Source organism: Actinoallomurus acaciae, assembly GCF_042429965.1.
GTDB lineage: Bacteria > Actinomycetota > Actinomycetes > Streptosporangiales > Streptosporangiaceae > Actinoallomurus > Actinoallomurus acaciae.
In genome coordinates, this window is record NZ_JBHLZP010000418.1 from 1 (window position 1) to 7,169 (window position 7,169).

At 71.3% G+C, this 7,169-nt stretch carries 8 protein-coding genes; 2 read left to right on the forward strand and 6 right to left on the reverse strand.

All coding sequences use genetic code 11. The features are described from left to right. Positions 1-381 (reverse strand): LLM class flavin-dependent oxidoreductase (locus ACFFNX_RS36885; RefSeq protein ID WP_378210668.1); only part of this gene is annotated, 381 nt, incomplete at its 3' end. Positions 382-518: 137 nt separating this feature from the next. Here ACFFNX_RS36885 and murA point away from each other — a divergent pair. Beyond that, on the forward strand, positions 519-1,826 hold the full coding sequence (gene murA, locus ACFFNX_RS36890; protein ID WP_378210669.1) for a UDP-N-acetylglucosamine 1-carboxyvinyltransferase: 1,308 nt from the start codon (positions 519-521) through the stop codon (positions 1,824-1,826). Positions 1,827-1,844: 18 nt separating this feature from the next. Here murA and ACFFNX_RS36895 read toward each other — a convergent pair whose 3' ends face one another. From ACFFNX_RS36895 to ACFFNX_RS36915, 5 genes are all read right to left on the reverse strand, one after another. Then, positions 1,845-2,849, reverse strand: a complete 1,005-nt coding sequence (locus tag ACFFNX_RS36895) for an alpha/beta fold hydrolase (protein WP_378210670.1) — start codon at positions 2,847-2,849, stop codon at positions 1,845-1,847. 78 nt (positions 2,850-2,927) lie between these two features. Further along, positions 2,928-4,436, reverse strand: a complete 1,509-nt coding sequence (locus tag ACFFNX_RS36900; RefSeq protein WP_378210671.1) for a glycosyltransferase family 2 protein — start codon at positions 4,434-4,436, stop codon at positions 2,928-2,930. Beyond that, positions 4,433-4,807 (reverse strand): NUDIX hydrolase, encoded by a 375-nt coding sequence (locus ACFFNX_RS36905; RefSeq protein WP_378210672.1) that lies wholly within the window; start codon positions 4,805-4,807, stop codon positions 4,433-4,435. The genes ACFFNX_RS36900 and ACFFNX_RS36905 overlap by 4 nt, the downstream gene beginning before the upstream one ends. A 67-nt stretch (positions 4,808-4,874) precedes the next feature. After that, positions 4,875-6,029 (reverse strand): L,D-transpeptidase, encoded by a 1,155-nt coding sequence (locus ACFFNX_RS36910; RefSeq protein ID WP_378210673.1) that lies wholly within the window; start codon positions 6,027-6,029, stop codon positions 4,875-4,877. Positions 6,030-6,124: 95 nt separating this feature from the next. Then, positions 6,125-6,757 carry a VC0807 family protein gene (locus ACFFNX_RS36915; protein WP_378210674.1) on the reverse strand — a complete coding sequence of 211 codons (633 nt, stop codon included), beginning with the start codon at positions 6,755-6,757 and terminating at the stop codon, positions 6,125-6,127. A gap of 175 nt (positions 6,758-6,932) precedes the next feature. Between ACFFNX_RS36915 and ACFFNX_RS36920 the strand changes: the two genes are divergently transcribed. After that, on the forward strand, positions 6,933-7,169 hold a 237-nt coding region (locus tag ACFFNX_RS36920), incomplete at its 3' end, for a DUF2786 domain-containing protein (RefSeq protein ID WP_378210675.1).

A 7,169-nucleotide genomic window follows, 5' to 3' on the forward strand; every position in this document is an offset into this window, starting at 1 on the left:
CAGCAGCGCGGCCACCGCCCGCACGCTCTCCTCCAGCGTGCCGGCGGCGCCGGCACGCGAGCGGCCGTGCCAGTCCTCCACGAGCGTGGGGTTGGACGTGCCCAGCGCCACACCGACCCGCCGCCGCGTGAGGGCGGTCACCGACGCCGCGCCCATCGCGATCATGGCCGGGTCCCGTACGGCCACCGGCACCGGGCCGACGGTCAGCGCGATCGTGTCGGTGGCCAGGCCGACCGCCGTCGCGAGCGCGAAGGCGTCCCAGGTGCCCGTCTCGCCGATCCACAGTTCACCGAACCCCAGCCGGTCGGCGAGCACGGCGGTGTGCAACGCCTCCTCCGGGGGACGATCGAGCCACATTCCGACAACGGCGCTGATGTCCATTGACCCATCGAAGCAGAAGCGGGCCGGAGGTCGCGCCGGATGTAAGATGCGTCCACTCCATACCGGTTCGCCGCAACCCGCCGGTTCCGGTGACGTCGCTGGTACCGCCGCTCACCGACGCGTTTAGAGTGGTCGCCGTGGCTGAAGAGGTGTGGAAGGTAGAACCGTCCGGTCCGCTGCGCGGCGACATCCACGTGCGAGGCTCGAAGAACGCCGTCACGAAGCACATGGTCGCGGCCATGCTGGGCGAGGGCGAGAGCACGATCCGCAACGCGCCGGAGGTCGGCGACGTCGAGATCACCGGGGCGATGCTCCAGGCGCTCGGGCACGCCGTCACGCGTGACGGGTCCCAGATCCGGATCGTGCCGGGCCCGGTGGCCGAGCCACGGGTGCCCGAGGCGTTCACCGGTCTCAACCGGATCCCGATCCTGATGGTGGGGCCGCTGCTGCACCTGACCGGCGAGGCGTTCGTGCCGCTCGTGGGCGGCGACCCGATCGGCCGACGGCCGGTCGACTTCCACGTCGAGGCGCTGCGGGCCATGGGCGCCGAGGTCGAGGTCGGCGACACCGGCATCGCCGCGCGCGCCACGCGGCTGCACGGCGCCCGCATCGACCTGCCCTACCCCAGCGTCGGCGCCACCGAGACCGTGCTGATGTCGGCCGTGCTCGCCGAGGGCAAGACCGTGCTGCGCGGCGCCGCCATGGAGCCCGAGGTCGTGGAGCTGGCGCTGTTCCTGCAGCGCATGGGCGCCCAGATCGAGCTGAGCCCGGACCGCCGCATCGTCATCGAGGGCGTGCGCAGGCTCAAGGGCGCGTCGACGCGGCTCGCCGGCGACCGGCTCGAGGCCTTCTCCTACCTGGTGGCGGGCCTGATCACCGGCGGCGAGGTGCGCGTGCACGGCTGCTCGCAGGACCGCCTGGTCACCGCCATCACCACGCTCGCCCGGATGGGCGCCCGCTTCGAGATCACCGACGAGTGGATCACCGCGTCGGCCCCCGACGGCCTGCGCCCGGCGGCGGTCCACACCGACACGCACCCGGGGTACATGACCGACTGGCAGCAGCCGCTGATGGTGCTGTTCACCCAGGCGGAGGGCATGTCGGTGCTGCACGAGACGGTGTTCGAGAACCGCCTGGTGTACGTCCCGGCGCTGAAGAAGATGGGCTGCGAGATCGAGGTCTTCAACGCCTGCCTCGGCGGCCCGGCCTGCCGGTTCCACGACAGCAACTCGGTCCACTCGGCCGTGGTCCGCGGCGTGTCCAAGCTGACGGGCGCCGACGTGACGATGCCGGACGTCCGCGCGGGCTTCTCCGCGGTGCTGGCCGCCGCGGCGGCCGACGGCCCGTCGACCCTGCGCGGGGTCCACCACATCGAACGCGGCTACCACCACCCGGCCGAGCAGTTCGCCTCGCTGGGCCTGACGCTCACCCGCGAGAGGATCTGACCGGCCGGGCGGCCTCGCTCAGCCGGTCGCCAGGAGCTCGCGCAGTGCCGCGTCGACGAAGGCGGCCGCCTCCGGGTCGGCGCCGCCGCCCGCGAGGTGGCCCCAGATGCCGGGGATGACCCGCAGCTCGGCGTCCGGGATGTGCCGGGCGCTCCACTCCTCGTCCTCGGGCGGGAAGTACAGGTCCTTCCGCGAGGGCAGCAGCAGCGCCCGTGCCTTGATCGAGGCGAGCGCGGCGGCGGTGTCCCCGTCGAAGCCCGGCGTCCGGCCGACGTCGGCGTGCTGCCAGGTCCACATCATCGCGAGCAGGTCATTGGCGTCCCAGCCGGCGAAGTTGGCCTCCCAGACCCCGGTGATGAAGTCCTCCAGCGTGGCGAAGCCGAGCCGCTCGTAGACGCGCTCCCAGTAGAAGGCCTGGGACAGGCCCCAGCCCGCGTAGACGCGGGAGAAGGCCCGCAGGCCCGCTCGCGGCTGGTCGGCGTAGTCGCCTCCCGCGTACGCGGAGTCGGCGGTGAGCGCCGCTCGCAGGCCCTCCAGGAACACCTGGTTGTGCGGGCTGGTGTGCGAGGAACCGGTGATCGGCGCGAGGCGCTCGACCATCTCCGGGTGGCCGACCGCCCACTGGTAGGACTGCCCGGCGCCCATCGAGGCGCCGACCACGAGGGCGAGCCGGTCGATGCCGAGGTGCTCGGTCACCAGGCGATACTGGGCTTCGACGTTGTCCACCATCGTGACCTGGGGGAAGCGCGCCCGGTCGAAGGGCGGCGGGGTGTTGCTCGGCGAGCTGGACAGGCCGTTGCCGAACAGGCTCGGCGCGATGACGAAGTAGCGGTCGGTGTCCAGGGCGCGGCCTGGACCGATCAGCCACTCGTTGGCCTCGTGCGTGCCGGCGAACCAGGTCGGGAAGAGGATCGCGTCGCGGCCCGGCGTGCCGTAGGTCGCGTACGCGAGCCGCGCGCCGGGCAGCGTGCCGCCGCGTTGGAGGGCGAGGTCGCCCACATCGAAGATCTCGTGATCGGTCACACCTGACCGGAACCGCGCGGAGCGGCACTTATTCCGGCCGGCGCCCGGAGCCCTCGCCGGAGGGCTCCGGGCGTTCCCTCAGGCCCGTGTGCGCCGGCCTCCCAGCCGGGAGCCCGGCAGCCACCGCGCCGCACGCCGGAACGGACCCTTCGGCGACACCTTGACGGGGTGCACGCGGACGCTGAGGTTGCCGTTGACCGTCCGGTACGGCTCGAGGCGCCCGCGCGCGGCCACGTGCTCGGCGTACCCGCGCAGGCGCCGCTCGTACGTCCAGCCGCCCCCGTCGATCCGCGCGACGAGGTCCCACACGTCGTCCGGCAGCCACGGCATCGCCCGCGTGTCGATGACGGCCTCTCCGGCCATGGCGCCGTCGCGCAGGTGCTCGGCGCTGATCGTCAGCGGCAGGTCGGCGCCGTCACTTCGCCGGCGGATGTACAGGTCGAGCCGCCACGGGCGGTCGTCGAGCGCGAGCGCCTCCGGGCGTACGTCCACCGGCACCGGGGGGTCCCACCGGCCGTCGGGAAACGCCGGCGGAGTGCCGTCGGCGTACCTGAGACGCGCGGTGAACCGCACCGCGAGCCGGTCGCCGCGCCAGCGTACGCCGTCCAGCACGGCGTCGAGACGCATGTCGCGCTCGGCCCGCACGAGGTCGAAGAGCTCGTCGTGGCGGTCGGCGCGCAGCAGCTCCGACCGTACGCGGAACCGCGCGGGGAGCCAGTCGTCGACGCCGTCGCCGAACCGCTCGCGGGTGAGCCGCAGCGCCTCGTCGTAGTACGCCCGGCGGTAGTCGGCCGGGGCGTCGAGGAAGCCGTTCTCGCCGAACCGCTTGAGGAGCTTCCCCCGGTACCAGTGCGCGTAGTAACGGTCGCGTACGGGCCCGGACGGCACGTGCTCGTCGACGATGTCGAGCACCTCGCGCAGCATCGCGTGGTAGTGCGCCGGGTCGGGCAGGGCGCGGGAGTAGCTGCCGGGCCGCTTCACCCAGTGGCAGCAGGGGTAGTCGCCGACCACCGAGATCGTGCCGGCGAGGAAGTAGGCCCGCAGCACGAAACGGTGGTCCTCCAGCCGCACCGGACCCCCGGGGAACCGGATCCGGTGCCGGAGCAGCAACGAGCGCCGGAACAGCTTGTGCGGCGTGAGGATGCCCAGGAGGTTGTGCTCGATGATGTCGGCGCGGTCGCGGTCGACCCGGAACATGAGCCGGGGCACACGGCGGCCGTGGCCGACCATCTTGCCGATGACGATGTCGGCGTCGTTCCGCAGCGCCATCGCGTACATGCGTTCGAGCGCCTCTTCCCCGAGCCAGTCATCGTCGTCGAGGAAGTAGACGTACTCGCCGCGGGCGGCGTCGATGCCCGCGTTGCGCGGGCCGCCGGGGCCGCCGCTGGGCGGCCGGTGCAGGACCTGGACCCGGTCGTGTTCGGCGGCGAGCTCGTCAAGGCGCTTCTCGGTGCCGTCGTCCGACCCGTCGTCGACGAAGATCACCTCATAGTCATGGTCGTCCATCGTCTGGGCCAGCACCGACTCGGCGCAGCGGGACAGATCCTCGCCCGTGTTGTAGACCGGGATGATGACGCTGACCTTCACCGCGTCAGCTCCAGCGCCGCCTGGACGGCCGGGGCGAGCCGGTGGTGCTCGTCGGGGCCGACGTACATCCACTCGTCGACCTCACCCGTCGCGGTGAGCTCGCCGTGGTACGCGGCGGTGTAGCAGGCCATCCGCACGCGCGTGCCGGGCGGCTGGTCGTGCGCCGGCGCCTCGACGACGCCGATGCCGTGGAAGCTCTCCCGGTCGAGGCGGACGCCGAGTTCCTCGTGGACCTCGCGGGACAGCGCGGTCCAGTCGTCCTCACCGGGTTCACGCTTGCCTCCGGGGAGGTACAGCCGGTCACGCGAGCGCGCCCGTACGGCCAGGAGCCGTCCGTCCGAGACATGCACCCAGCCAACAACGTCAAGCACAAGATCCATCCTGCCAGTGATTCCATCTCGGGCTGCCGTCCCGTACGGACGGCACGGTGAACTCGGGTCAGTGCAGTGCGCTGCCCTTCAGCCAGTCGGTCCAGGAGAGCTGCCAGTAGCCGTAGCCGTTGGTCGGCTCCAGTTCGCGGTCCGTGCCGCTGACCTTGACGATGTCGCCGCGGCGGGACAGGGCGTAGAACCACTTGGCGAACGCGGGCGGGGCGTTGACGCATCCGTGGCTGACGTTCTCGTGCCCCTGCGAGCCGACCGACCAGGGCGCGGAGTGGACGTACTCGCCACTGGAGGAGATCTGCACGGCCTGGTAGACGGTGAGGCTGTAGTAGTCGGGGTCGCTCTTGTCCGTGACGCCCTCCCAGCCGGACGTCATGGTGACCGGGCTCTGCTTGCCCATGACGGCGTGGATGCCGTTCGTCGTCGTGTACTTGCGCGAGCCGCCCTTGCCCGCGCTGATCGGCGCGGTCTTCGCCGTCCTGCCGTCGATCTGGACGGTCATGCGGTGGTCCTTGACGTTCACGTCGCTGATGTGGGAGTCACCGATCGTGAAGGACCGGGCGTAGTCCTTGGTGCCGTAGGTGTCCTGGGCGCCGCGTACGCCGGCCATGTCGGCGGTCAGGCGCACGGTCTGGTGCGGCTGCCAGTACTCCTTGGTGCGGTAGACGGCCTCCTGGCGGCCGAACCAGTGCCAGGCGCCCTCGGCGGGCTTGTCGGAGCTGACGTGAAGCGCGCGCTCGACGTCGGCCTGGTTGTAGATCGGACGGCTGAACTTGACGATGAGCGGCATGCCCACGCCGATCGTCTCGTTCGGCATCGGGGTGATGTCGGCGACGGCGAACGTCTGTTTCGGCGTGAGCGTCTGGAACGCGCTGCTCGTCTTGGTGGTCTTCCCATCATTGGTCGCCGTCGCCGTGACGGTGTACCTGGTGGCGGGCCGGAGGGTACGGCTCGACTTCCACTGCCGGTGCGCCCCGTCGAACGCGCCCGCGATCCGCGCCCCGCCGCCCTGGACGGTGACGTCGCCCAGCCGGCCGGTGGAGGCCGTGACGACGATCGGGAGGTCGGGGCGGCTGCCGGACGCCCCGTTCGCCGGGGTGATGGACACCTTCGCGGCCTGCTCGTGGCCGCCGGCGTGTCCGCAGCCCGTGGCCATCAGGACCACGACTGCTCCCGTCATCACGCCTTTGAGCACCACAGCAACCCTCATATCCTCTGGATTCATCCGTAATCGTATGAGGCTCGAGTAAAACCGCCTCGTCGCTAAAGACGCTCGTGGACGTCGTTTTGTTCGTTCTTTAAGCGCTACGGAGTGGCCGCCGTGACGCCGCGCACACAACGCTTGAAGCCCCAGACGGAGATGACGACCGCGGTCGCGCCGAGGAACGCGACGGCGGGCGTGCGGATCCACAGGTAGGCGACGATCGAGTGCCGGAACAGCAGCCAGACGCTCAGTGCGGTGTTGAGGGTGAAGACCAGCGACCACAGCAGCGACACGCGCAGGAAGAAACGGTGGACGCGCCGGTGGGCGAGGAAGGCGGCGGGCAGGGGCACCAGGTCGTTCGCGACCTTGGCGGCGAGCGGGCGCCGCAGCGGCACCGAGGCCAGGAACGCCATCGCGACGAGCAGGGTGCCGAGCGTGGGCTGGAGGAAGTAGACGACGGCGCTGCCGGTCAGGGCGGCCATCGCGGCCCGCGCGGTCACGCCGAGCGCCGCGAGCAGCAGTGTGCCGGGGACGGGCCGGCGGCGGACCAGCCGCAGGAGAATGCCGCCGTAGACCCAGGCGACCGCGGTGATCAGCGCGCCGTCCAGGCCGAGCAGCACGAGACCGGCATAGAACACGACCACCGGTGCGATCATGCCCTCGAAGACCCGGGGCAGCGCGTGCAACGCGAGATGGGGCAGGCGTGGGATCTCGAACCGGTGGGACGCTTCCATGGGGGGTGGACGGCTTCCTGAATGATCGGCGGGGGGACCGCGACCACGCTACGCGAAGATCTCCACACTGATCCCCGAATCCCTATAAACGATCTTTAAGGACGCTTTACCACATGTTTTCATCACATAACTGGCAGCTCGCCCGTTCAGGGGCGCGCGGTTACGCACCGTCGACATGACGATCGACCACGAGAGCAGGGTCCGCGCGCTGCTGGCCCGCGCCGAGCATCCGGAGACCCCGGAGGCGGAGGCGCAGGCGTGCGCGGCCAAGGCCGCCGAGCTGATGATGCGGCACGCCATCGACGAGGCGGCGCTGCGGGCCCGGCGGGGCGAGGGTCCGGAGCCGGTCGTCTACTGGGAGCACGGCGTGGGCGGCGGCGACGGTCACGCCCTTGCCCGCGCGGCGGGCCTC

Bases quoted from the DNA above. Each gene is read 5' to 3' on its own strand.
- ACFFNX_RS36910 (WP_378210673.1), bottom strand. From the start codon at position 6,029: ATGAGGGTTGCTGTGGTGCTCAAAGGCGTGATGACGGGAGCAGTCGTG.
- ACFFNX_RS36915 (WP_378210674.1), bottom strand. From the start codon at position 6,757: ATGGAAGCGTCCCACCGGTTCGAGATCCCACGCCTGCCCCATCTCGCG.